Raw genomic sequence first — 24,873 nt, forward strand, 5'->3', positions numbered from 1 at the left:
TTTAGTCTGAAGAAAGGCGCCGTGTTCGTTCTGGGAGCGGTGTCTTTCTCGCAGCACGGAGATCACTCCCCGTCATGAAGCTGGAGGCGCCGCTCGTCCCAACTGCGGGTGGTCTGCAGCCGGGGATCGCCGTTCAGAGGCAGCATCCAGCCGCGCCGTGATCGCTCCGGGCTCCGTGTCAAACCCCGGGCAGCCGGATACCGGCTTCCTGCGCACGTTTCTCTCCGACTTCGATCCCGTCAGCAGGTGCGGTCAATCGCCTGCCCATCAGGCATCACCGCTCCAGCAGGCGGCAGAGCATGGAGGCCAGCTCACCCCGGGTGGCTGTCTGGTCTCCCCGGTAGCTCCCCTGCGCCATGCCCAGCGCCTGGGCGATGGCCGCATAGCCCAGATCCGCCTCCGGGATGTCCGCGGCGTCGCTGTAAGCGCAGGTGTAGATGCCCTGGAGCCGGGCGGCGGGGCCGTAGCCGGCGCAGTCCAGCAGGCACTTCACCGCCTGCCCCCGGGTGACGGCGCTGTCCTCATCCCGAGTCCCCCGGGCCAGGGCGCCCATCCGGTAGGCCGCGGAATAAGCGGCGTCCCGGGTGCTCTCATCTGCCGTCTCCGGGTCGATGCGATAGCCGTCCAAACTGGCCAGCAGGGCCACCAGATCCCATTGCGTCAGCTGCTTTGCCGGCTGGAATCGGCCTCCGTCATACCCCACGCCGTAGCGGGCCAGCTTCTCCACATCCGCCTTCACGCCGGAGCCCGAGAGGTCCGTATAGGTGATGGCCGTGTCCTGCTTCTCCGGCACCACCGGCTTACCGGTGGCGGCGTCGATGCCCGGACACCAGTCCTCCCGCTCCAGCGCATAGGTCAGCCGCAGCTCATAGAAGTGGGTGAGCCCCAGCTCCAGCAGGCGGGCCTCCGTCTCATGGCTGCCGTCCAGCGGCCGCGGCACCAGGCGGTAGGCCAGGACCGTGTCATACGTCCCCGCCCAGGCGGACAGGGCCGCCGCCTCGCCGACGATGCCGGCGGTGCTGGCAAACGTCACATCCTCGTCATAGTTGTAGTCCAGCCGGTACACGGACCCGTCGGCGCTGTCGATGGAGACTGTATAGCGGTTCTCCGGGAAGGGGATCCCGTTCACCTGCTGGACATAGGTGAAGGTGTCATAGGGCCGTTGGTCCTCTGTGTCGGCCGGGCTGTCCTCATAGAGGACCAGGTCCTTCCAGCGGGCGCCGCAGAAGGCAGCCAGGAATGTTTCCGCCTGGGTCTGCGCCTCTGCCCGGGACAAGGCCGGGGTCTCCCCCTCCTCCAGCCAGGGCGCACGGGAGGACACGGACAGGACCGCGCCGGTGCGGGCGTCCACCGTGATGGTGCGGGAGCGGCTGCCGTCCTCCTCCGGCCGCATGTAGGACAGGACGCAGAGGACTTGGTCCTCCTCCCCGTTCTCCGCGGCCTCTACCAGCCGGTAGGCGGCGGAGGACAGGGCGTAATCCGCCAGGCCATAGGCCGCCTCGGCCCGCAGGCTCTGGTCCAGCGCGTCAGATGACCGGACGCCCTCCATCTGGGCGATGCCGGCCTGCTCCGCCGGGCTCAGACCGCTGTCGCTGCTCTCTCCCGCTGTGGCGTTGTCGCTGGAACTGCCGCCCATGCCCAGGCCTTCCATCTGCTCTTCCAGCTCCGTCATGTCCAGCAGCTCGCCCGTGGCGGCATCCACGTAGAAGGCGTGCGTGTCCTCCGGCAGATACCGGAGCACGGCGGTGGAGCTGTCCGCCTCCCGTACGTATTCCAGCTTTACCGCCAGTGTGTCCGTCAGGAGGCCGGCGGCTCGGTCCCGGCTCACAGAGGCAGCAGAGGCGGGTACATCTCCCAGGAAGACATTCGCCGCCGCGTCCCGGGAGAAGGAGCGGACCTGGTTGTCCGCTGCGTCCACCGTGATGGAGTAGCTCAGCGGCGAGGGCAGGCCGTTCAGCAGGATCATGCCGGAGAAGCGGTAGCTGTCGCCGCCCAGGGTGTCCATGCCCCGGGGCTCGCCCAGTTCCACGCTCTCTCCCGCCGTCAGGACCTTGTCCAGAAAGTCATCAGCGGCCCGGGCGGCTGCGGCAGCGTCCCCTTGCGGGAATGTGGGGAACGTCTCGCTGCCGGAGACTGTATAGGGTTGTCCCGCCCGGTAGCTGATGACGGTCCCGTCGTCCAGGGCCGAGACGGACAGGTCCGTATCCAGGCCGGACCAGTAAAGGTCCCATACGCCGGTCAGGCCGTCCTCATACCGCTCACCCCAGAAGTCGTCATAGTCCTCTGTGTCCAGATCCAGAGTGTCCTTCACGCTTTTGGTGATGCGGGCCAGCGATTCGTCCGCAGTCTCCTCCGCAGCGGAGGCCGGCAGTGCCAGTCCCAGGGCCATCACCAGGGCCAGAGTCAGAGAAAGCAGCTTCTTCATCGTTCTTCCCTCCATGTCGGCAGTTTCCGGAATGGTGATTCCATTCTATCCCTTTAGACGTAAAATTTCCAGTGATGCTGCGGATTCTTTCTGGATTTTTGTCCGCCGCCTCCCTTCCGGCGTCCGGATGCAGGAGAGCCGCGGGCCAGTCGCCCGCGGCTCCTTCCGCCTTGTTTTCGATCAGAGGGGACACCCTGTCATTTCACATGGTCCAGTGCCTGCTTCACATCGGCGATGATGTCCTCCGCGTTCTCCAGGCCCACGGAGATGCGGACCAGCCCCTCGGGGATCCCCGCCGCCTTCAGCTCTTCCGGGGAATAGGCGGAGTGGGTCATGGAGGCGGCGTGCTGCACCAGCGTCTCCGCGTCTCCCAGACTGACGGCGATCCTGCACATGCGGAGGTGGTCCACAAAATCCATCCCCGCCTGCTTTCCGCCCTTGATCTCAATGGACATCACCGGGCCGAAGCAGCGCATCTGCTTCTTTGCCGTCTCATGGCCGGGGTGGGTGGGTACCCCCGGGAAATAGACGGTCTCCACTCTGGGATCCGTCACCAGGTAGTCCGCCAGCTTCCGGGCATTTTCACAGTGGCGCATCATCCGGAGCTCAAAGGTCTTCAGGCCCCGCAGGACCAGGAACGCCTCCTGCGCCCCCAGGACGGAGCCGGTCATGTCCTTCACGCCGAACATCCGCACCTGATCCATCAGGTCCCGCCTGCCGCAGACAAAGCCCGCCAGGGCGTCGCCGTGGCCGTTGAGGAACTTGGTGGCGGAGTGGACCACCATGTCCGCTCCCAGCTCCAGGGGTCTCTGGAGATAGGGCGTGGCAAAGGTATTGTCCACCACGACCTTGATGTTGGGATCGTATCCGTGGGCGATCCTGGCCACGGCCTGGATGTCCGCGATCTTCAGCGTGGGATTGGCCGGTGTCTCCAGATAGACCGCGCAGGTGTTCTCCCGCAGATTCTCCTCCACGGCCTTCAGGTCCGACGTGTCGATGAACGTCACCTCCACGCCGTAGCGGGTCATGCCGTGGCCCAGCAGGGCAAAGGTGCAGCCGTACAGCGTCTTGTCCGCCAGGATGTGCTTCCCTGCGCCGGCGATGCTCCACAGCGCGGAGGAGATGGCGCCCATGCCGGAGCCGGTGGCCACGGCCGCCTCCGCACCCTCCAGCGCTGCGATCTTCTCCTCCAGCAGCTGTACGGTGGGGTTGCCCATCCGGGAGTAGTAATAGCCGCCCTCTTCCCCGGCAAAGCATCTGCCGCCCTGCTCGCAGGTGTCAAAATAGAAGGTGGAGGTCTGATAGATCGGCATGCTCAAAGGGCGGCAGTCCTTCCCCGGCGTTACGCCGGAGTGGATGACCTGTGTGCCGAATCCAGTTCCTGTGTGTTCCATGTGTGCCGGTCTCCTTTACAAATCTTACTGGATGGTGCAGACGTGGGTCTTTGCCATGGTCTCTTCCGTGATCTCCTGGCCGATGCCCGGCAGCTCGGGGACGGTCAGCTCGCCGTGGTCGTCCGGCAGGTAGTCGTAGACGCAGGTCTTCCGCAGACCTTCCTTGATGCCGTAGGAGTGCTGCTCGTGGATCAGGAAGTTGGGGATCACCGTCTCCACGTGCAGGGCCGCCGCCTGGGAGATGGGACCGCCGCAGACGTGGACCTGCACCTTGACGTCGTAGGTGTCCGCCATGTCGCAGATCTTCTTGGTCTCGGAGATGCCGCCGCACAGGCACACGTCCGGCTGGATCACGCTGAGGGAGCGGTTCTCGAAGAAGGGCCGGTAGCCCAGGCGGGTGTAGATGCGCTCGCCGGAGGCCACGGGGATGTTGATCTTGTCCCGGATCTCCCGCATGGAGACGGGGTTCAGGGGATGGACCGGCTCCTCATAGTACATGATGTTCAGGTCGTCGACGTAGTTGGCCAGCTGGATGGCGGTGCTGGTGTCCGTGAAGGCGTGGAGCTCGATGATGATGTCCAGGTCATCGCTCAGGTCCCGGATGGCCTGCAGGCGGGCCCGCACGGTGTCCAGCACCTTCTTGGGCATCTGGCCCCGGAGCCGCCAGTCCGCCTCCTGGCGGGTGCGCTGCCAGTTGCCGCTGGCGGCCACGCCGACAGGGTCTACCTTCACTGCCGTGTAGCCCTGGGCCATGGCCTTCTTGGCCGCCTCGGCGTACTGCTCCGGCGTGACCATGTTCCGGTCCTCCAGGTCCCAGTCGAACTGGATCTGGCTGGCGTAGGCCCGCAGCTTCTCATTGGTCTTGCCGCCCAGCAGCTGGTAGACCGGAGCCTTGTAGTACTTGCCCTTGATGTCCCACAGGGCGATGTCGATGGCGCTCATGCCGGCGTTGATGACGGTGCCGCCGCCCATGCCCCAGAAGGTGGTGCGGAACAGCTTCTCCCGGATGGCCTCGCTGTTCAGGGGATCCATGCCGATGATCAGCTGGCCGAAGTCCTTGACCATGCCGATGCCTGCGTTGTGGGCGTTGCCGTAGGCCAGGCCCACCTCACCGAAGCCGCAGATGCCGCTGTCCGTGTTGATGCGGATGCAGATGGGGGCACAGTCCTCGTAATTCAGGCACTTGGCGAAGTCGAAAATGTCGATGCTGGTGATTTTCATATGGGTTTCCTCTCTTTCTTTTTATTCCGCAGCGGCCGCTTCCTCTTCCCCCTCGGGATAGAGGCTGATGCCGTTCTTCTCCTCTTTCGTCTTCAGCAGGCCGAACTGGATGGTGACGATGGTCGCCAGGCCCAGCAGGATGGGATAGTAGGAGGCGGCGATCAGCGCGAACGGAGAGAGTCCGGTCATGGAGATGCCCAGCATCAGCTGTCCGCCGTGGGGGATAAAGCTCTGGAAGACGCAGGCGGAGATATCCAGCAGGCTGGCCACCCGCTTGCGGGAGATGTTGAACTTCCTGGCGAACCGCATGGCCAGGGGCGCGCTGACCAGGATGGCCATGGTGTTGTTGCCCATGGACATATCCACCAGTCCCGTCAGCAGGCACATGCCATACTCCGCGCTGCGGCGGGTGTGCATATGCTTGCCCATCTTCTCCACCAGCCAGTCGATGCCCCTGTACTCCTTGGCGATACCGGTGAGGCCCCGGAGGATGATGGTGACGATGATGATGCTGGCCATGCCGCTGATGCCGTCGGTGATGCCGGCGGAATAGGTGGCCAGGGTCAGGCTGCCGGTGGCAAAGCCGATCACGCCGGCCACGATGGTCCCCAGCAGCAGCACCAGCACCACGTTCAGACCGATCAGAGCCGTGACCAGCACCACGATGTAGGGCAGGATCTTGATCAGGCTGTACTCATAGACGCCGGCCAGCTCACCGCCGCTGCCCACCAGGCAGTAGATCACGATGGTGATCAGGGCCGCGGGCAGGGCGATCAGGCCGTTCATCTTGAACTTGTCGTTCATTTTGCAGCCGGCGCCCCGGGTGGCGGCGATGGTGGTGTCGGAAATCACGGACAGGTTGTCGCCGAACATGCCGCCGCCGATGACCGCCGCAATGGCCACGCCGGCGGAGAGGTCCGCCTCTTCCGCGATGCCCAGGGCAATGGGTCCGATGGCGGCGATGGTGCCCATGGACGTGCCGGTGGCCAGCCCCAGGGCGGATGAGATCACGAAAACGCCGGCGAATACGAACTGCCGCGGGATGATGGACAGCCCGAAATTCACGGCCGCCTCCGTGCCGCCCATGGCCTCGGCCGCGCCGGAGAAGGCTCCGGCCAGGGCAAAGATCATGATCATCAGCATGACGCCGGGCTCGCCGCAGTGCTTGGCCACCAGGTCGATGTTCAGGTCGATGTTCTTGCGGCTGCGGCTCAGCAGGATCACCGTGGTAAGGCCGCACAGCACCGCGAATTCCCGGGAGATCTGCTTGAACGGGTTCTCCGTTCCCATCAGGGAAAACACGACGCCGGCGCCCAGGTACACCGCCAGGAATGTGAGCAGTGGGATAAAGGATTTCAAACCCCAGTTTTTGTTCTGTTTGATCATGCGCTTGATTTCTCCCTTTCATCTGTAGATCTGTCTCATGGGTCCAGACTGTTTTTGAGGTGTGAGCGATCCCCCCTTGTTTTGGCTCTTGCTTTTTTCCGTTTCCACAGATATCCTTATAGGCAGAGGTATGATGTCATCTCTGCGCTTTCAACGTTACCCGGTTTGTGGAAAAAGTACAATTCCGAAAAAGGTATGTATGGGCATAGCTAAAAAAAATAGAACAAAACTGCCCGGTTCCTTTTATGCAGTTTCACCTGCTTTCGTCACAGAGGAGGAAGCACATTGACCTTGCAGCAGATCAGATATGTGGCGGAGATCGCCCGGCATGGGACCATCAGCAAAGCCGCCCAGGAACTTTACATCACCCAGCCCCACCTCAGCAGCGTGCTGAAGGAGCTGGAAAACGAGCTGGGGATCACCATCTTCTCCCGGGCCCGGAAGGGCGTGGTGCTGACGGAAGACGGACGGGAATTTCTCCACTTCGCACGGCCGCTGCTGGAGCAGGAGGAGCGCATCCTGAATTTCTATGCGGACAAGCCGTCGTCGGCGGCGCCCTTCCGCTTCTCCATCTCCACCCAGCGGTATCCCTTCGTCATCAAGGCCTTTTACAGCTATTTCCAGAAGCTGGCCCCGGAACAGTTTGAGATCCACCTGCGGGAGAGCAGCATGGACGCCGTGATCCGCGACGTGTTCGAAAAGCGGAGCGACTTGGGGATCATCTTCCTCTCCGCCTCCACGGAGAAGTTCATCCGCAAGTATCTGGCGGCCAGGAATCTGGAGTTCCACGAGATGGTGGCCATCGACCCCTGCGTCTTTTTCCGGAAGGACCACCCCATGGCCGCCCGTGCGGAGGTGGACCTGGATGACATGGAGGCGTATCCCTTTGCCTCCTTTGAGTCCGGTGTCTCCGTGTCCGTGGAGTTTTCCGAGGAGGTCCTGTTCTCCAGTCTCAACGCCTTTACCAAGCGGATCTATGTGGTGGACCGGGGCACTATGATCAACACCCTGACCCACACGGACGCCTTCTCCATCGGCACCGGCATCCTGTCAGAGGGATTTGCCGGCCCGGAGCTGGTGAGCCGCCCCATCCGGGGCCACCAGCGGGAGATCCACCTGGGCTGGATCCAGCCGGCCGGCGGCCCCATCCCGGAGCCCCTCTCCGCCTTCCTGCGGGAGCTGGAGGCGGTGGTGGCCCAGTAACCGATCCAGAGAAAAAGCCTGTGTTCCTTCGGAACACAGGCTTTCTTGCGTATGCACGCCGGGGATCCCCCAGGGCACCCCGGACAGAAGCGGGCCGGGCGGAGAAGATCTCCGCCCGGCCTCGGCCGTCTGGATAGGTCTTGTATCGGCTCAGCCCACCTGATCCCAGAAGCGGTACAGGATCACCGCGAACTGGGCGCGGGTGGCGGTGCCGGTGGGATCCAGGGTCCCGTTGCTGGTGCCGCCCACGATGCTGTTGGCAACGGACCACTGCATGGGCTCCACGGCGTAGCCGGCCACGGTGCCCGCGTCGGGATAGGCGGACAGGTCGGCCCGCTGGTCATTGGCGTAGCCCATCAGGGTGGCGTAGCGGTACAGCAGGGCCACCAGCTGCTGGCGGGTGACGGCGCCGCCGGGGGTCGTGCCGTCAGAGACGCCATTGGTCACGGCCCACTCCCTGGCGGCGGACATATTGGCGGGGTCAGCGCCGGACAGCCGGGCCAGGATCATCCACACCTGCTGGCGGGAGATGCTGGCGTTGGGGCTGAAGGCAGAGGCGCTGGTGCCGTTGACGTAGCCATTGTCGTAGGCCCAGGCGATCTCGTCATAGGCCCAGAAGGACTCCGGCACGTCGGAGAAGAAGGTGCTGCCGCCCTCCCGGACGAAGGTGACGGAGATGGTCACCCGGCCACGGGGCTGGGTGAAGGTGTAGGTGCCGTTACGCTCGGCGGTGACCTTTACCTCCCGGCCGTTGCGGTCGGTGACGGTGACCTCGTCCACCTCGTAGCCGCTGTCGGGGTCCACGGTGATGGTGACCTCGTCGTCCTCCTCGGGGGTGCGGGGGTTGATCTTGATGCTGCCGCCGTCGGAGACGTCCAGCTTCGGAGAGTAGCTGGGCTCGCTGGAGGAGGAACCGGAGGAAGACGGCGCAGCCTTGACCGTCACCTTGCAGGTCAGGGAAAGTTGACCCGCCTCAACCTTGATCGTCGCTGTTCCGGCGCCTACGGCTGTCACACGGCCGGAGGAATTGACCTTCACAACAGAAGTGTTGCTGCTGGTCCAGGTGAGGGAGCTGCCCTCCGGAGTGGTAACGGCTTTCAGCTGATAGGTCTCGCCATCGGTTAGGGTCAGATTTTTCGGTTCCAGTGTCAGCCCCGTGACGGTTGTCCCATCTTTCGCATCTTTTGTCACCGTATACATGCCGTTGTCGTCTTTGGTCGTCACTGGGACAAAATCTTTGGCACAATACTCTTCGGGAACCAGATTTGAAAAGCTGCCCGCAGAGATCGACACTTTATAAGGGGCAGAGCCCGAAAGCTGCCCAACAAACACGCCACCCCTGATAGAAAGCGTTCCGCCATTTTTTGAGCTGTCGCCATAGGCAAACAGTCCAGACTCTCCATTGTTGCCAGAAGTAAATGTACCTCCGGTGATGGTGAACTGTCCCTTGTCGCCGCTGTCATTCAAATATCCGTTTGCCAAAGCGGCGCCAGTGTTGGCTGTGAACGTACCGCCGCTGATCGTCGCTTCATTCCAGTTCAAAATCAGCGGGCCCGTGGTATTCGCGAAAGTGCCGCCTTCAATGTTCAGTACACCATAGTCATCATTTTTGACCGTGTTCATGCCACCGGAAAATGTACCGGAAATGATGGTCAGTTTCGCAACTGTACTGTCTTCATGTTCCTCATTTCTGTCGCCTGTCGTCGGGCTATCGCTGTTATACCAGCCGTTGGCGATCAGGCTGGAACTTCCGGTGCTGTTCTCGCCAGTTTGAACTGTGGCTCCATCAATGGTCATTTCGCCGAGGTTTTTAACTGTGTACCAAGAATTTGAGGTCTGTTCCCGGCTCCGCGTAAAGGTGCCGCCATTCAGGTTAGCAATGGCTCCCACATAATTGACAATAGCGCCTTTGCCATGCGTAATATTGTCCACCGTTCCGGAACCGATCACGGTCAGTGTGCCATGGTTGGAAATCGTATCCCCAGATTGATTCGTCAGCGTATGGCTTCCCATATCCAGGGTAATTTTCTTTCCTTCCCCAATGGTGATATCTTCCTGTGTGTCCTTCAGCAGGGTCACGGTCTGATTCTCTTGGGCAACATCGATGGCGGCTTGAAGCGTTGCATAGGGCACGCCGTTTACTTTTGCCACGGCGGTCGATGTATCGATGACGACCTGATGGGTATCTTTATCCCACTTCAGGCTGACATCTTCCGGGAAATATTGGGATACATCGGTGCTAAAAGTACCCCCAGTGACAACTGCCTGACTTCCTTCTCCAGCAATTTCAATGCTTTCAGCATCTCCGCTTACAGTAATCTCACTTTCGCCTTCAACTGTCAAGCCAGCCGAGCGACTGTCTTTGTCAATTCCATACACATAGGCACCACGGGCTCCATCTTCCGCAGTGACCTTTGTATCAATCAAAGTGCAGCTTGCAGAGTATTTGTATGCATTTTGGCTCCGATTTCCAACAATCAAAGCGCCCATAGGTACTGCATTTCCGGAGCCCCAGTTTTCATTGTAGTCGTCTTTATCCTCTCCATTGAACACATCTGAAAGATTAATCTCAGAGTTTCGGATCGTAGCTTCACCGCCACGAACCAAAACAGCCACGCGATGCCCGGTAATCTTACAGTTATCAATTGTCAGTGTTCCCGGTACATTGAGCAGAATTGTGCAATCGTCTCCATCGTTATTTTTATTGCCCGTCGTACTAATAGTGGACTTTTCCAAAGAGATTTTGACCTCACTGCTATAAAGCAGGTCTCCATCTGAATCCATAGACGCATTGGTGCCAATCGCAAAGCACCCAGCAGTGATAGCAGAATCCCGCACAACAACTTCCGCCGCATTTCCAGCAGGATAGAGTGCTGTGCCATTTGTCTCCATTATAATATGATCCAATACTATCGTGGCATCTGCTTTTGGGACAAAAACAGAGTGGGCCCCATCAAATTGCTGCTCTGCCTTAATCAAACCATTTTTCAGTGTAAGTGTCTCATTTTCAGGCACGGCAATGCCAATCTTAACTTTATTTGTATTGGTTATTGTAATAGTATTTTTGTTTAAATCAATCGCAAGCGATCCCTCTGCTGGCCATTCGGTAATGTCCAAAGAGGTGTCACCTGTCAGGGTCAATTCTGTTTGTCCTTTCTCCACTGCCGCTTGAATGGAAGTATAAGACTTTCCATCAGAGCCTTGTACAACCCCAATTGTTGTCTCTGTACTCTCATTTTCGTCATCTTCTCCTTCCGCCGCCAGCGCCGCTGTGGGAAGCAGCGTCAGCGTCAGGCAGAGCGCCATCAGGATGGATAGGAACCGTTTTTTCATTTTGTACCACTCCTTCTCTTTCGTTCCGGCAGAACCCGATCCATCAGGCTTTCACAATTCCATGTATTTTCTGATATAATATGGCAGCGGATGCCTGATATACCGTTTCTTTCCAATTATGGCGAAACAAATATTTCGTCATTTTTTCAGGATCATCTTACCACGGACTGCCGCAAATGGCAAGCTGTGTTTTACAAAAACCGGCGCAAAAACCAGGGCATCCCGGATCCGGGATGCCCTGGCCACTGCCGGGGCCGCTCCGCCGCTTTCTCACCGCCCCGGGCGGATGCCCAGCTGGCGGCAGACGCTGCGGCGGGTGACGCGGTAGACCCCGTACAGCACCGCCGACAGCACCGCGATCACGGCGGCGCAGGCGGCCATGCCGGCGAACTCGCCGGGGGTGAAGCGGTTGTCGTTGAAGTACATGATCATCAGGTAGAAGGCGGAGATGACCGCCGTGCCCACGATAGCGGGCACCAGAAACACCTTGGACACCTGCCCCTTCACGGACCGGAACAGGTAGCGGTCCGGTGCCCCCAGGTGCCGCAGGTCGTCGTAGACCCGCGCATTGGTGAGGGCGATGGTCATGCACCGGGTGAAGGCGATGACGATGACCGCCGCGAAGCAGATGAGGGCGATAAAGATGAACAGCACCAGGAACACCGCCATGGTGGTGACGAAGTCGTTCTGGTCCAGCACCCGGAACTGGGGCATATACAGCCAGTAGTTGCGGAAATCGGAGGTGTCCCGCTGGTCATAGTCGATGACCGCCAGGCTGTTCGCTGCCAGGTACTCCTCACTGTCGTAGTCGTAGCTGCCCTTCTCTGCGATCTCCTGCTCCCGGATCACCGGGTCCCAGGCGTCGAACACCTCGATCTCCGGGCCGGAGCGGTCCACGATCTCGTTGAAGAGGGCGTCGGCAAAGGGATAGCTGGCCTCCACGTCCGCCACGTTGAAGAACACCCAGGTCTCCCGCCAGAGGTCCGTGAGGCCGGCGGTGAGGGTCTCATAATCGGCGTCGTCCAGCACGTAGCTGCCCAGCAGCATGGTGAAGCACAGGGGCTCCGCCGGCGTGACGGACAGGCGCGCGCCGGTGACCATGTTGGTGACCAGAGTCACGTCGCCGCCGGAGATGTAGTCGCTGCCGCCGTCGTCGTCCAGCACGTTGGCGCAGGTGCCGGGGGCCAGGTCGATGTTCTGGCCGGTCAGGGCGTTCCAGGCGCTCTCGGAGAAGAAGGTTGCGCTGGAGGCGATCTCCCGGTACTCATCGGTATAAGTGGTGCCAAGCGCGCCGTTGTCCTGCTCCACCTGCACATAGCCGTCTCCGGCCAGGGTGGCGGCGCCTGTCTGGGTCCAGGAGGTGATGTCCACATCGTACTCTTCCGCCAGGGACTCCACTTCCTCCCGCTCCGGCCAGTTCTGGTCATTCCGCCAGTGGTACTCGAAGTCTACCGGCCGGGTGGAGAAGCTGTAGGCGGAGCTGGTGTTCAGCATGGGGGCATAGAAGCTGGCGAAGTAAGCGCCGGCAATGAGCAGCGTCATCACCAGCATGTTCCGCACGGTCTGGCGGCCCTGGAATTTCATCATCGAGGCGGCGATGATGTCCCGGTACTTGTGGCGCTTCCGCCAGCCGTTCACCACCGTGTGGAGCAGGATCATGTACATGCCGACCAGCGCCGGCAGGTAGAACAGGGCGGTCAGACCCTCCGGGGGATACCAGTGGAGTACCGTGACGAAGAACGACGGCATCAGATACCCCGCCAGGGCGCCGATCACCACCAGAGCGATGCCCACGGGGCCGTACCACCGCTTCACCTCCCGGATGGGCTCGGACTTGTGGGACTCCTGGACGATGTCGATGATGTTGGTGCGGCGGATGGACCGCCCGCCCAGGAAGAACAGCATGATCACCACGTAGGCGGCAAAGGTCAGGGACAGGAGATAGGACTGGGGATCGAAAGACAGGGCCATCTCCTGAGAGTCCACCAGGAACAGCCGGAACATCTGCCACACGCCCCAGGCCAGGGGGCCGCCTAAGACCGCCCCGGCGGCGCAGGAGCCCAGGGAGATCACCGCCAGTTCTTTGCCCATCTCTTTTTGCATCTGGCGGCGGGTTGCCCCCAGGGCCAGGAACACGCCGGTCTCACGGGACTTCTGCCGGAAGAACAGCCCGGCGGCGTAGGCGGTGAACACGGCGCAGCCGATGACCGCCAGGACGAACACCATCATCACCTGTTTGCGGCTGTCGCCGCCCTCCGGCAGGACGGAGAGGATGGTGGGGGAGCGCATCATGCAGACATAGGCGGTGATCAGCAGCACGGAGAAGAAGCTGCACCCCGCCAAGAGGGCGTACTGGCCCCTGTTTTTGCGGCGCAGGGCCGCGTAGGCGTCGGAAAAGCAGCGCATGGTCTCACTCCTTCCCCATGTCCCGGATGGCGTCCAGCAGCGCATCCTGGAAGGCGGCGCGGTCGGTGCTGCCCTTTTCCAGGGTCCGCCACACCCCCCCGTCCCGGAGGATCACCACCCGGTCGCAGAAGGAGGCGGCGAAGGAGTCGTGGGTCACCATGAAGATGGTGGCCTCCAGAGACGCCTTGGCCTGCTCAAAGGACCGGATCACCGCCCGGCTGGACTTGGAGTCCAGGTTTCCGGTGGGCTCGTCCGCCAGGATCAGCAGGGGGTGGTTGATGAGGGCCCGGGCCACGGCACAGCGCTGCTTCTCGCCGCCGGAGATCTCCGCCGGGTATTTGTCCCGGATGGCGGTGATGCCGAACACGTCGCACAGCTGGTCCGCCCGGGCCTCCGTCTGGCTGGTGACGGTGCCGCCGATGATGGCGGGCAGCAGGATGTTCTCCCGGACCGTCAGGCCATCCAGCAGCAGAAAGTCCTGGAACACGAAGCCCAGCTGCCGGTTGCGGACCTTGGCCAGGGCGTCCTCGCTGAGATCAGCCAGCTGCTTCTCCCCCAGGGTGATCTCCCCGCTGTCGATGGGGATGTAGCAGGAGATGCAGTTGAGCAGTGTGGTCTTGCCGGAGCCGGAGGGGCCCATAACGGCTACGAACTCCCCCTTCTCAACGGTCAGGGACACGCCCTTCAGGACCTCGTAGGTGGTCTTGCCCACCTGATAGGACTTGTGCAGGTCTTTGACAGTTAACATAAAATTCTTCCTTTCTGACTCACAGGATGTTCTGCAAAAGGGCGATGACCGCCAGATGGACGGGATAGAAGGCGTAGAAGAACCACTTGTTGACCTTGATGCGGGAGTGGGTGGCGCAGAAGATCAGCGGCGCGGCGAAGACGGCGAAGAAGGACCAGTCGATGCAAAGGCCGCCCACCGTCAGGCACAGGGGGTCCTCCGGTCAGCCGTTCCACAGGGCCGGGAGATAGCTGAGGATATACAGCGCCGCGCCCAGGCCGGGACGGTTCCGGCAGAGGTAGAAGATCAGCATCAACGTGATGCCGGTGCCGGAGTAGTCGAAGTTCCACCAGCTGACGGTGAAGAGGGCCAGGGCGAACAGCCACCACTTCCGCTCCTTCACGCCGTACATGCCCAGGAGGCTGAGAAACAGGGTGAAGAAGATGTTCCAGTTGGTGAGGTTGGCCGCAAATTCGCTGACCGGATGGAAGGCCAGGATGTAGAAGGGCTGGCTGACGAGGGCGAAGATCCCCAGCCGGGTCAGGTACTTCCGCACGTCGTGGGTGTACAGCAATCCCACCGTCAGGCAGTAGCAGAAGATGGGGAAGGCCAGCCGGCCGATCCAGCGGAACACGCCCACCTCCGGGAAGAAGGCGCCGCCGATGTGGTCGATCAGCATGGCGGTGATGGCGATGAGCTTCAGCAGGTCCGTGTCCAGGTTGGTCTTGAGCCGGGGACCTGTCTGGGGGATGACGGCCGGGGTGGTGAGGACGCTCCACACGCGGGAGCGGGAGATGGCAGTGGTGTTTGTCATGGTGTTGTTCCCTCCTTGTTGACACCAGCGTACCGCGAAAAAACCGCCGCCGCAAACGGGGGTGTCATCTGCGGCGGCTGGAATGTCAAGTTTTGCACCGGGGCGTGGCGGGATGTCAAATTTGGCGGTTTTGCCGTCAAGTTTGGTTTGGCAGGCGGCAGCTCCTGTGGTAGAATGGGCACGTGCCTTTGGGGCGATTGCCCCCGTGTGGGCAATCCGTTTGATTTGAGGTGAGGAAGATGCTGCGGATCGGCATCTGTGATGATGTCTACGACGCCCGGCTGGTGCTCCGCTCCGCCCTGGAGCGGGTCCTGGAAAAGCGGCGTGTTCAGGGGCAGTTCTGGGAGTTCTCCTCCGGCGAGGGCCTGCTCCGCTGGCTGGAGGGCCACGCCGGGGAGCTGGACATCGTGTTTCTGGACATGGAGATGGGGGAGCTGGACGGCATGGAGACCGCCCGGCGGCTCCGGGCGGCGGACAGCGGTCTCCAGCTGGTGTTCGTCACCGGCTACGCCGACCACGTGTTCGACGGGTATTCCGTGGGGGCCCTGGGGTATCTCTTGAAGCCCCCGAGGATCGAACAGCTGGAGGCGGTGCTGGACCGGGCCCAGGCGGCGCTGGTCCGGGACCTGGACCGGGCCTACATCTGCCGCAGCGGGGACACCCACTACCGCATCCCCATCGCCAACATTCTGTACTTCGTCTCGGACCGGCGGCAGGTGACCTGCGTGACGGAGGGCCGGGGCTACACCTTCTACGGCAAGCTGGACGCGGTGGCGGAAGAGGTGGGGGCCGGCTTTGTCCGCGTCCACCAGCGGTATCTGGTCCGGGCAGGAGCCGTGGACCGGATGGAGGGCGGCGAGGTGGTGCTGCGGGACGGGCAGCGCCTGCCCGTCAGCCGGTCCTGCCAGCAGTCGGCCCTGCTGGCCCTGACCCGGGCGGAACTGGAGGGGTGAGGAGATGCTGGATGTTCTCTGGAAGTTCTGGCTCTATTTCGGGTATTTCCTGACGGTGGCGGCCAGCGGCTTTTTCCTCTACCGGCTCTGCACGCCCTTCGTCCGGCTCCGGAGAGGGCGGTTCTGGAAGGCGCTGCTCTTTTTGACCCTGGCGGGCACCAGCGGCATGGTAATCTGGATCGGGGACCCCAATCTGCTCTATACGCTGCCGGTGTTCTTGGCCCTGTTCTTCCTGTCCACCCGGGGCGACCGGGTGGGGCGGCTGGCGGTGTGCATGATCCTCTTCTGCCTGGAGATGTCCGTGTGCGCCCTGCTGGACACCTATGTGGAGCGGATCAACCGGGATGCGCTCTATGATGTGCTGGTGCGAATGGCCCGCCCGATGGTATTCGGCCCGCTGTGGCTGCTGCTGCGCCGCCGCCTGCCCCGGGAGCCGGTGACGCTCTCCCGGCGGCTGTGGAAGCTGGTGCTGGGCCTGGCGGCCATGCCCCTGTGCGCCCTGATCGCCGTGGTGCTGCTGACCTTCCGACGGTATGAGTCCGTCGAGGTCTATGCCGTGGCCATGAACCAGGGCATGGTGGTGCTGCCCTTCGCGCTGCTGACCTCCCTGGTGCTGCTGCTGGCCATTCTGATCCTGGCGGACCACGAGCGGCTGGAGCAGGCCGGCCGCCTGGCGGGATTGCGGGAGGTCTACTACCAGGGTCTCCGGCAGCAGGAGACGCAGGTGCGCCGCCTCCGTCACGACCTGCGGAACCACCTGACGGCAGTCCGGGGCCTTCTGGAGCAGGGAGATGAGCAGGGGGCCATCCGCTATCTGGACCAGATGGCCGGGTCTCCGGCCCTCCGGGGGACCCGGCGCCTCTGCGAGAATGAGGCGGCCAACGCCGTCCTCACCGCCAAGGCGGAGGCCATGGAGCGGGAGGAGACCGTGGCGGACTTCGCCGTCTCCCTGCCCCGGGATCTGCCGGTGGCAGACGTGGACCTGTGCGCCCTGCTGGGCAACGCCCTGGACAATGCGCTGGAGGGCACCCGGGGCGGGACGGCCCGGCGGATCACCGTCCGCTGCAAGGCAGACAAGGGCCTCTTCATGCTGCGGGTGGAGAACACCCTGGGCGGCGAGGTGAAACCGGATCTCGCCACCACCAAGGCGGACAAGGCCGCCCACGGCTTCGGCATCCCCGGCATGCGGGAGATCGCCGAGCGCTACGGCGGCACCCTGGACGCCGGGGTCCGGGACGACCGATTCGAGCTGGTGGTATGCCTGCCTCTGGTGCAGAATGCCGCCGAAGGGCGGCATGTCTGACTCCGCTTCTTCTCATAGAGAATAAGGCCGCGGACCCAGCATTGGGTCCGCGGCCTTTCTCCGTCCGGGGTCGACTGTGCCGGAGTTCTCCTGCAGCAGTTCTGTAAAGCCGGAAGGCGCTGTGTAAAGCGTTTGTTAAATCTTGGACAAGAGTTTGAAAGGTGTCTTGCAGGGCAAAAAACGGAAGATTATACTCATTTTCCGAAGGGGAATCTTTCACAAAACCACAAAAAGACAAGAGGAAGGATCGATATGCAAATCAAGAAGAGACTTCTGGTCGGCGGCGTGTGCGGCGCTCTGCTGATCGGGACCATGGTCCCCGCCCTGGCTGCCACTGTCCACTACAACGACGGCTCCACCGTGGGCGGCAGCGCCGAGTGGACCGCCTGGACAGAGGAGTGGAACACGGTCGCTACGGACTACACCCAGGTGTCCCTGACCCCCGGCGAAGACGAGACAGAGCTGAACTTCGCCTGGTACAGCCTGGACAACGGCTCCGCCGCGACCCCTGTGGTGCACTTCGGCACGGACCGGAACAGCCTGCAGTCCTACACCGGCACCGCCGGCGATGTGGACACCAGCCTGACCGACGGCGTGGCCTATCACTACAACCACGTCACCGTCACCGGTCTGGAGCCCAACACCACCTACTACTACACCGTGGAGAAGAACGGTGTGCAGACCGAGGTGGAGACCTACGAGACCCAGAGCTTCGACACCGTGAAGATGCTGTATGTGGGCGATCCCCAGATCGGCGCCTCCAAGGGCCAGCCCCAGGGCGGCGAGACCCTGGCCGCCGAGTCCGGCGCGGCCAACACCGCCGCCCGGAACGACGCCTTCGGCTGGAACCGGACCCTGGAGGCCGCTCTGGCCCAGGACCCGGATGTGAGCTTCATCATCTCCGCCGGTGACCAGGTCAACAAGACCGGTCAGGCCAAGGAGGAGGAGTACGCCGGCTACCTCAGCCCCGATGTGCTGGCCGGTCTGCCGGTGGCCACCACCATCGGCAACCACGACTCCCTGAATGCCGACTACATGTACCACTTCAACAACCCCAACGCCACGGAGTACGGTGCCACCCAGGCCGGCGGCGATTACTATTACTCCTACGGCAACGGCCTGTTCATCGTGCTGAACACCAACAACTACAATGTGGCGGAGCACGAGCAGGCCATCCAGGAGGCCATTGCCTCTGATCCCAACGCTGCCTGGCGGATCGTCACCATCCATCAGGATATCTACGGCTCCGGCCTGGATCACTCCGACACGGACGGCATGATCCTCCGCACCCAGCTGACCCCCATCTTCGATGAGTACGACATCGACGTGGTGCTCCAGGGCCACGACCACACCTACAGCCGCTCCAAGCTGCTGTACGGCGACGGCCAGACTCACGGCGCCTATGAGTTCCAGCTCAATGCCGACGGCAGCGATTACGACTGGGATCATGCCTACGACATCAACGCCAGCACCCAGATCCCCCTGTACCCCGAGGACGGCGACACCGCCGGTCAGGCCCTGCTGAACGACTTCCAGGCGGACAACCACTGCTACACCATTGAGACCACCGTGGGCAACACTGTGGTGGATCCCAACGGCACCCTGTATATGACCGCCAACTCCGCCTCCGGCTCCAAGTACTACGAGCTGATCTCCGCTCAGCAGGACTACATCGCCGAGCGCAGCCAGAACTGGCTGCCCAGCTGGTCCGTCATCACCCTGAGCGAAGACTCCTTCTCCATCGATACCTATCAGCTGACCGCTGACGGTCAGACGGAGAAGATCGACGAGACCTTCACCATCCGCAAGACCGGCGACAGCGAGAGCCTCACCGCTCCCCTGACCCGGGCCCAGGCCGTCCAGCGCCTGTACGATGACGCCGGCCGTCCCGCCGTGTCCACCGCCGCCGGCTTCTCCGACGTGGCCGCCGGTGCCGACTACCTGAACGCCGTGGCCTGGGCCAAAGCCCAGGGCATCGTCAACGGTGTGTCCGACAGCAGCTTTGCCCCGGACGAGACCATCACCCAGGCCCAGTTCGCCGCCATGCTGACCCGCTATGCCGCCGTTCAGGGCAAGGCCGGTGCCTCCCGGAACGCCACCCTCTCTCAGGGCATGACCTACGCTGAGAGCCATGGCCTGCTGACCGGCAGCGCCGTCACCGCCTCCAGCGCGGACTACGCCCTGACCAAGCTGGGCTGATCCGGCCCATCCCCATCCCCTTCAGTCTCTCCGCAGGCTGTGCGCCTGCGGAGAGACGCTGTTTTACGCCGTCCCTCCGGGCCGGTCACATCTGAAAGAAATGAGGTCTGTTCCCTTGAAGCAGTTGACGCAACGATTGGATTGGAAGCGCTTTGTGCCGCCTTTGGTGCTGCTGGCGCTGTTTCTGGTGCTGGTGGTCCGCCTGAATCAGGTGGAGAAGGTCCCCCTGATCTCCCGGGAGGGGCAGACCTTTGAAAAAGGCGTGGTGACGGAGATCCTTCAGGACAACCTGCAGCCAAACGGCACCCGGGTGGGCGAGCAGGTAGTCCGGGTCCGGATGACCTCCGGCGAACTGAAGGGCCAGGAGATCGAGACCACCTCCAGCTCCGGCTTTCTCTTCGGCGCCCCCTGCACCGTGGGCATGCGGGTGGTGGTGATGCAGAGCGTGGCCGGGGACACGGTGGTGTCCAGCGTCTACTCCCAGGACCGGGAGCTTCAGATCATCTGCTTCGTGGCGCTGTATCTGCTGGCCCTGTGCGCCATTGGCGGATGGCAGGGGGCCAAGGGGGCGCTGAGCCTGGTGTTCACCTTCGCCTGCATCATCTGGGTGTATCTGCCCATGGTGTACCGGGGCTGGTCTCCCTTCTGGAGCGCGGTGCTGGTGTGCGCCGTCACCACGGTGGTGTCCATGTGGCTGCTGGGCGGGCCCACCCGCAAGACTTTGGTGGCCACCGCCGGCACCGTTGCCGGCGTGGTGATGGCGGGGGTGTTCGCCTCCCTCTTCTCCTTCTCCACCGGCGTCACCGGCTGGAACGTCAGCGACATCGAGAGCCTGATGACCCTGTGGAGCACCTCCGGCATCCAGGTGGGAGGGCTGCTGTTCTCCGGCCTGCTGATCTCCGCCCTGGGGGCCATGATGGACGTGGGCATGTCCATCGCCAGCGCCATGGCGGAGATCCAGGGCCAGTCCCCGGACATCTCCCGGGCCGACCTGTTCCGGGCCGGCATGCGGGTGGGCCGGGACATGATGGGCACCGACTCCAACACCCTGATCCTGGCCTTTGCCGGCGGCAGCGTCAGCATGCTGGTGCTGGACTACGCCTATGACCTGCCCTGGCTGCAGATCATCAACTCCAACAACATCGGCATCGCCATCATGCAGGGCCTGTCCGGCAGCTTCGGCGTGATCTTGAGCGTGCCGGCCACCGTGGCCATTGCCACGGTGCTCTACACTCTGCCGGCCCGCTCCCGGGCGGCCGCCGGTCCGGAGGCATGAAAACAGGAGGCAGCTGCACAGCAGCCGCCTCCTGTTTTCCATTTTTCCGGTGCTATTTCCGTACTGCTTCCACCGGGACACGGAGCGTATAGGGCTGGTCCGGGTCCGTGTACGTTTCCCCCAGCAGGTCTGCCAGGCCGCTGTCAAAGGGCCGCCCCTGATCCAGATTGACCGCCGCCGCTACCGCCGCCTTGGCCTGGAGGCCCGCATTCTGATCCACAGTCATATAGAGCTCCCCCGCCTCCAGTGCGTTGGCGCCCGCTTCCGTGTGGTCCACGCTGACGATGGGCACCGCCCCGGGGTCCCTGCCGGCGGCTTTCAGCGCGCCGATGACGCCGATGGCCATCTCGTCGTTGCCGCAGATGACGCAGTCATAGGTCACGCCCTGGGCCAGCAGGTCCGTCATGGCGTCGGCGGCCCGCTGCCGGTCAAAGCCGCACACCTGATAATCCGCTGCCGCCACGGGGAAGAACCCGTCATCCAGCAGGCTCTGCAGGGCACCGGCGGACCGGGCATCCGTATTTTCCTGATCCGGCACCCCCTGGAACAGCAGATACCGGAGATCCGTCCCGTGGTCCGTCTCCCAGAAATAGTCCGCCAGGACCCGGCCCTGGAGCGCCCCGGCCCCGGCCTCGTCCATGCCCACGAACACCATGCGGTCATTCAGGATGGCTGTCTCCGGCGCCCGGTTGATCAGCACCACCCCGGCGTCGCCCACGATCCCGGCGATCTTCTCGGCGTCCTCGCCCTCCGCCAGATTCACCAGCAGCGTCTCCACGCCGTCGGCCAGCGCCTGATGGACCTGACGCAGCTGGGCCTCCGGGTCATTTCCGGCGTTGTAGGCCCGGACGTCATAGCCCCGGGCAGCTGCCTCCGCCTGGATCTGCTCCTTCAGCTCTGTCAAAAACGGGTCCTCCCGGGCCATCAGCAGCCCCAGAGTCTCCCGCTCCCCGGTCCGGGCCTCCGCTGCCGGGTCCGACGCCCCGCAGCCGGCGCAGAGCACCAGCGCGGTCAATGCCGCAAGGGCAGTCATTCGTTTGAAAATCCGTCTCATGGAAGTCCCTCCATTTCTCCTGTTAGGATGCTGGATTCAGGGTACAAATATACCCGGGGAAATGGAAGAGAAAAACCTGCGGGGGAACCAGATCGTTCCTCTGCAGGTCCTCTTTTCCGGATTTTTTTGCGCGTTCACCGCCCGGTCCGGAATCTCCGGTACTCCGTGGGCGTGAGACCGATGTATTTGGAGAAGATGCGGGAGAAATAGCTGGCGTCCTCAAACCCCACCGCCTCGGCGATGGTCTGAACGGAGTCCAGGGAGTTCACCAGCCGCATCTGAGCCTCCCCGATCCGGCGGCGCAGGACATACTGCTTCAGGCTGTAGCCCGTCTTCTGCCGGAACATGTGGGAGAGGTGATAGGGGCTCAGGTAGAACAGATGCCCCAGCTGCTCGATGGAGCAGTCCTCGGCGTAGTGCTGGTCGATGTAGCGGGCCACCCGGCCGAAGGTGGAGTCCGCCTGAGTGACATACGCTTCCTTCCGCCCTGCCGTCATCCGCCGGACCAGCTCCAGCGACGCCAGCATCAGGTACTGGCACAGGGTCTGAAACCCCTCCTCCCGTTCGGCAGCGTAGCGGTCCATCTGGCAGAACAGCTGCTTCAGATCGGAAAACTGCTCCGGCTGGTGGAACAGCGGGCTCAGCCCCCGGGACAGGAACTGGTGCGGCGGCAGATCCGGCAGCTGCAGGTTCCCGATGGCCACGCACAAGGTCTGGTAGGGCTGGTCTGCCTGGGGGAACTCGTCATGGAGCGCGCCGCCGTTGCACAGCACCACATCCCCCGCAGATACCTCGTACCGGCAGAGATCCACGGCGTAGTGGCCGCTGCCCTTCAGGATCAGCAGCACCTCCGCCAGATCCTCGTGGCTGTGCATCAGCGTGGCGTGCTCACCCTCTGTCCAGTCGTAATAGCAGATGTAGGCCACATAGGGGCGATTCGGCGGGAGCGTCTCCGCCTCCTGCCGGGAGAATACCCCCCGCTGCCGATTCAGTTCCATCGCTTTTCTCCTCTCTCCGCCAAAAAGTGCGGGCCGCGTCTGTGTCCCGGGCCTCCGCCCGGGATATCCGCAAAAAAGTCCGGACCGCTCCGTTCTCATTATGGGGGCACGGAGCACGCCTGTCAAGGGCCGGCATCCCCGGGGGCTCCGAAGCAGGACTTGGCTCTTTCCTTTCCGCTTCCGGTGTGGTATGATAGCGGCAGTACGGCGGTCGGTCCCGCCGCGGCAGGGGGCGTTTCCGCTCTCTTGGAAAGCAGGGTGACTATGGAGACTCACATTTTGGTGGTGGATGACGAGACCGCCATCGCGGACCTGGTGGAGGTCTGCCTGAAAAACGAGGGCTTTGCGGTCCACAAATGCAATAACGCCGCAGATGCCCTGGTCTGTGTCCGGCGGCAGCGGCTGGATCTGGCCATTCTGGACGTGATGCTGCCGGATATGGACGGGTTCACCCTCTGCCAGCGGATCCGGGAGGACCACCTGTTCCCCATCCTCATGCTGACGGCCCGGGTGGAGGACACGGACAAGATCATGGGGCTGACCCTGGGAGCAGACGACTACATCACCAAGCCCTTCAGCCCGCTGGAGCTGGTTGCCCGGGTCAAGACCCAGCTGCGGCGCTACACCCGGTACAACACCGGGGAGGCGGCGCCCCGGGAGATCGCGGAGCACGACTTCCGGGGGCTGCAGATCTCCAAAACCACCCACAAATGCGTCCTGTTCGGGGAAGAGCTGTCCCTGACGCCCCTGGAGTTCTCCATCCTCTGGTACCTCTGCGACCACCGGGGGCAGGTGGTGTCCAGTGAGGAGCTGTTCGAGGCGGTGTGGGGCGAGAAATTCATGGACAGCAACAATACCGTCATGAGCCACATCGCCCGCCTGCGGGAGAAGATGCACGAGCCCAGCCGCAGGCCGAAGTTCATCAAAACTGTCTGGGGGGTGGGGTATACCATTGAGTAAGGATCAGCGCACGCCCCTGTCGGACCGGGCGCGGGGCCGGGCCCTGCGGACCTGGGGCTTTTACCTGCTGGCGCTGACCGCCTGGGTGACGGTGGTGCTGCTCCTGGCCTTTCTGGGGTATCTGGTGTGCAGCGCCATCACCTGGTATGACCCCCTGAGTCCCCTCTACCTGTTTTTGAACTGGGTGCGGGATTACTTCGTCTTTGTATGCGCCCTGGTGGTCCTGGCCGGCTGGGTGGTGATCAGCTACTTCTTCATTGCCAGGCCCGTGGGGCAGGTGGAGGCCATGGCTCAGGCGGCGGAGCGGCTGGCCGCCCCCGGCGAGGAGTCCATCCATCTGCCGGCGGGGCTGGAGGAGGTGGAGGTCCAGCTGAACGCCGCCCGGGAGCGGGCGCTGCGGGACGCCCGGGCCGCCCGGGCGGCGGAGCAGCGGAAAAATGACCTGGTGGTCTACCTGGCCCACGACCTGAAGACGCCCCTCACCAGCGTCATCGGCTATCTGACGCTGCTGCGGGATGAGCCCCAGCTCTCGCCGGAGCTGCGGGCCCGGTACACCCATATCGCCCTGGAGAAGGCGGAGCGGCTGGAGGACCTGATCAACGAGTTCTTCGACATCACCCGCTTCAATCTCACCCACCTGGAGCTGGAGAAGCAGCCCACGGACCTGACGAGGATGCTCCAGCAGGTGGTCAGCGAATTCCAGCCCATGCTGGCGGAGGCGGACCTCACCTGCCGCCTGGACCTGCCGGAGAAGCTGCTGTGCCCCTGCGACGGGGAGAAGCTCTCCCGGGTGTTCGACAACCTGCTGCGCAACGCCTCCTATTACAGCCTTCCCGGCACGGAGGTGCACATCGCCGGCGGCAGCGACGGCGAGACCATCACGCTGACCTTCACCAACGCCGGCAAAACCATTCCCCAGGAGAAGCTGGACCGGATCTTCGAGCAGTTCTTCCGGCTGGACAGCTCCCGCGCCACCCGCACGGGTGGCGCGGGCCTTGGCTTGGCCATAGCCAAGGAGATCGTGGAGCTCCACGGCGGCACCATCCGGGCGGAGAGCGCCCACGACACCGTGACCTTCACCGTGTGCCTGCCGGCGTCGTAAGAAAATCGCAAGGATTTCACAATCACTTTGCAGGAACTCCGCATGGAAACCCGCAGATAAAAACCGCCTTGTTCTGGTACGATCTTCGTATCAAAACAAGGCGGTTTCCGTCATATGGG

At 62.9% G+C, this 24,873-nt stretch carries 16 protein-coding genes and 1 pseudogene; 7 read left to right on the forward strand and 10 right to left on the reverse strand.

All coding sequences use genetic code 11. The features are described from left to right. Positions 1-274 precede the first annotated feature (274 nt). From H9X91_RS00660 to H9X91_RS00675, 4 genes are all read right to left on the reverse strand, one after another. Complete coding sequence (locus H9X91_RS00660; RefSeq protein ID WP_204801479.1) at positions 275-2,425, reverse strand: YcdB/YcdC domain-containing protein; 2,151 nt, start codon at positions 2,423-2,425, stop codon at positions 275-277. 197 nt (positions 2,426-2,622) lie between these two features. Next, positions 2,623-3,819, reverse strand: coding sequence for a methionine gamma-lyase (megL, locus tag H9X91_RS00665; protein ID WP_204801481.1), 1,197 nt, complete (start codon positions 3,817-3,819; stop codon positions 2,623-2,625). 24 nt (positions 3,820-3,843) lie between these two features. Beyond that, positions 3,844-5,040: a mandelate racemase/muconate lactonizing enzyme family protein gene (locus H9X91_RS00670; RefSeq protein WP_204801483.1), complete on the reverse strand. Its 1,197-nt coding sequence runs from the start codon at positions 5,038-5,040 to the stop codon at positions 3,844-3,846. A 21-nt stretch (positions 5,041-5,061) separates the two neighbouring features. Further along, positions 5,062-6,426 (reverse strand): Na+/H+ antiporter NhaC family protein, encoded by a 1,365-nt coding sequence (locus tag H9X91_RS00675; RefSeq protein WP_204801485.1) that lies wholly within the window; start codon positions 6,424-6,426, stop codon positions 5,062-5,064. Positions 6,427-6,717: 291 nt separating this feature from the next. Between H9X91_RS00675 and H9X91_RS00680 the strand changes: the two genes are divergently transcribed. Continuing rightward, positions 6,718-7,629, forward strand: a complete 912-nt coding sequence (locus tag H9X91_RS00680; protein WP_204801487.1) for a LysR family transcriptional regulator — start codon at positions 6,718-6,720, stop codon at positions 7,627-7,629. A gap of 150 nt (positions 7,630-7,779) precedes the next feature. Here H9X91_RS00680 and H9X91_RS00685 read toward each other — a convergent pair whose 3' ends face one another. The 4 genes and pseudogenes from H9X91_RS00685 to H9X91_RS00700 form a co-directional block, all read right to left on the reverse strand. Continuing rightward, a complete protein-coding gene (locus H9X91_RS00685) occupies positions 7,780-10,962 on the reverse strand; it encodes an S-layer homology domain-containing protein (RefSeq protein ID WP_204801488.1) in 3,183 nt (1,060 codons plus the stop codon). Between the two features lie 270 nt (positions 10,963-11,232). Beyond that, positions 11,233-13,368 (reverse strand): FtsX-like permease family protein, encoded by a 2,136-nt coding sequence (locus H9X91_RS00690; RefSeq protein WP_204801490.1) that lies wholly within the window; start codon positions 13,366-13,368, stop codon positions 11,233-11,235. 4 nt (positions 13,369-13,372) lie between these two features. After that, positions 13,373-14,116 (reverse strand): ABC transporter ATP-binding protein, encoded by a 744-nt coding sequence (locus H9X91_RS00695; protein ID WP_204801492.1) that lies wholly within the window; start codon positions 14,114-14,116, stop codon positions 13,373-13,375. Between the two features lie 19 nt (positions 14,117-14,135). After that, positions 14,136-14,909, reverse strand: a pseudogene (locus tag H9X91_RS00700) (TraX family protein). A 239-nt stretch (positions 14,910-15,148) separates the two neighbouring features. Between H9X91_RS00700 and H9X91_RS00705 the strand changes: the two are divergent. The 4 genes from H9X91_RS00705 to H9X91_RS00720 all read left to right on the forward strand — a co-directional run bounded on the left by H9X91_RS00705 (position 15,149) and on the right by H9X91_RS00720 (position 20,640). After that, positions 15,149-15,862, forward strand: coding sequence for a LytR/AlgR family response regulator transcription factor (locus H9X91_RS00705; protein WP_204801494.1), 714 nt, complete (start codon positions 15,149-15,151; stop codon positions 15,860-15,862). Positions 15,863-15,866: 4 nt separating this feature from the next. Beyond that, positions 15,867-17,165 carry a sensor histidine kinase gene (locus H9X91_RS00710; protein ID WP_204801496.1) on the forward strand — a complete coding sequence of 433 codons (1,299 nt, stop codon included), beginning with the start codon at positions 15,867-15,869 and terminating at the stop codon, positions 17,163-17,165. A 252-nt stretch (positions 17,166-17,417) separates the two neighbouring features. Further along, a complete protein-coding gene (locus H9X91_RS00715) occupies positions 17,418-19,364 on the forward strand; it encodes a metallophosphoesterase (RefSeq protein ID WP_204801498.1) in 1,947 nt (648 codons plus the stop codon). Between the two features lie 115 nt (positions 19,365-19,479). Further along, positions 19,480-20,640 carry a YibE/F family protein gene (locus H9X91_RS00720; RefSeq protein WP_243414370.1) on the forward strand — a complete coding sequence of 387 codons (1,161 nt, stop codon included), beginning with the start codon at positions 19,480-19,482 and terminating at the stop codon, positions 20,638-20,640. Positions 20,641-20,692: 52 nt separating this feature from the next. Here the strand turns inward: H9X91_RS00720 and H9X91_RS00725 are convergent, their stop codons facing one another. Together H9X91_RS00725 and H9X91_RS00730 are read right to left on the reverse strand one after the other, a co-directional pair. Further along, positions 20,693-21,694, reverse strand: coding sequence for a substrate-binding domain-containing protein (locus tag H9X91_RS00725; protein WP_204801502.1), 1,002 nt, complete (start codon positions 21,692-21,694; stop codon positions 20,693-20,695). 134 nt (positions 21,695-21,828) lie between these two features. Continuing rightward, the gene (locus H9X91_RS00730; RefSeq protein WP_204801504.1) at positions 21,829-22,692 is read right to left on the reverse strand and encodes an AraC family transcriptional regulator; all 864 of its coding nucleotides are present in this window, start codon (positions 22,690-22,692) and stop codon (positions 21,829-21,831) included. Positions 22,693-22,956: 264 nt separating this feature from the next. Between H9X91_RS00730 and vanR the strand changes: the two genes are divergently transcribed. Both vanR and H9X91_RS14670 read left to right on the forward strand, forming a co-directional pair. After that, positions 22,957-23,652 (forward strand): VanR-ABDEGLN family response regulator transcription factor, encoded by a 696-nt coding sequence (gene vanR / locus H9X91_RS00735; RefSeq protein WP_204801506.1) that lies wholly within the window; start codon positions 22,957-22,959, stop codon positions 23,650-23,652. Further along, entirely contained in the window at positions 23,645-24,754 is a 1,110-nt protein-coding gene (locus H9X91_RS14670) for a sensor histidine kinase (protein ID WP_338111895.1), read from the forward strand. The genes vanR and H9X91_RS14670 overlap by 8 nt, the downstream gene beginning before the upstream one ends. The last annotated feature ends 119 nt before the right edge of the window (positions 24,755-24,873 follow it).

Source organism: Oscillibacter valericigenes, from assembly GCF_016902445.1.
In the GTDB taxonomy this organism is placed as follows: domain Bacteria; phylum Bacillota; class Clostridia; order Oscillospirales; family Oscillospiraceae; genus Oscillibacter; species Oscillibacter avistercoris.